This window comes from Mesorhizobium sp. M7A.F.Ca.CA.002.09.1.1, from assembly GCF_003998555.1.
Classification (GTDB): Bacteria; Pseudomonadota; Alphaproteobacteria; order Rhizobiales; family Rhizobiaceae; genus Mesorhizobium; species Mesorhizobium ciceri.
Genome location: NZ_RZRR01001362.1, coordinates 1 through 931, shown reverse-complemented (window position 1 = coordinate 931; position 931 = coordinate 1). Strand labels below are relative to the sequence as shown.

Below are 931 nucleotides of genomic sequence, written 5' to 3'. Positions count from 1 at the left end.
CTCGTCGGCCTCCTTCTCCAGGCGCAATTCGCGCAGACGCGCGGTCTTGGCTTCGCGTGCCTCACTGACGGCGTCGCGCTCGGAATTGATGCGGTTGAGCGACATCGACTGGGTTTGCGTCTTGCTGAACAGGGACACGGCCTGATCGACGGTTGTCTTTGAACTGGTGGTCAAATCTTTCTCCTGTCAGGAGCCTGTGCCGATGGAGCGAGACCGGGTCTTCGGTCAGGATCACGCACAAAGCAATACGCGCGGCGAATTCAAATTGCTGGAGCGTCCCTTAGCACGTCCAGGCCGGCGCGCAGCGCACTTTCGGCGGCAAGGCGCGGAAAATGAAAAAGGCCAGGCACCGCCTGACCTTCCATGAGAGCGTCGCGCAACCAGATGACATCCAAAAGGATGCACCGCACGGGAACGCCCTGCTTATGCACATGATATGCCGTGGAAACTCAGGTCTCCGCGGCCATGCGCCCGAATTCGCCACTCACCGGTGCCAGTACATCCGTGGTCACCGGGAGAGCAGAATTCGTTTTTCAGGCCGCCTTCAACTGGTCGGCGGACATCTTGCCCGACTTGTTGTCGCGGACCATCTCGTAGCCGAGCTTCTGGCCCTCGACGATGTCACGCATGCCGGCGCGCTCTACGGCCGAGATGTGGACAAAAACGTCGGCCGAGCCGTCGTCAGGCTGAATAAAACCAAAACCTTTGGTGGCGTTGAACCATTTAACTGTGCCGGTGCTCATGACGAACCCTTTCCATGGCAAATATTCGTTCGACGCCATGCGGATGCACAACGTCGTTTGTCCCGATTTTTGATGTGGGAAGTTCGTCAAAGGCGCGCTCGAAAGCGCGGATAACAAAAGTCAGTCAAACAAATATCGACGATTTGCTTGTAGGCTTCTTTTGGCGCGCTGTCAAATTTGCATAAAGC

1 protein-coding gene is annotated in these 931 nt (G+C 57.0%); it reads right to left on the bottom strand.

Translation table 11 applies throughout. The features are described 5' to 3' along the window. Positions 1–533: 533 nt before the first annotated feature. On the bottom strand, positions 534–743 hold the full coding sequence (locus EN994_RS33230) for a cold-shock protein (RefSeq protein ID WP_010915421.1): 210 nt from the start codon (positions 741–743) through the stop codon (positions 534–536). Positions 744–931: the final 188 nt, after the last annotated feature.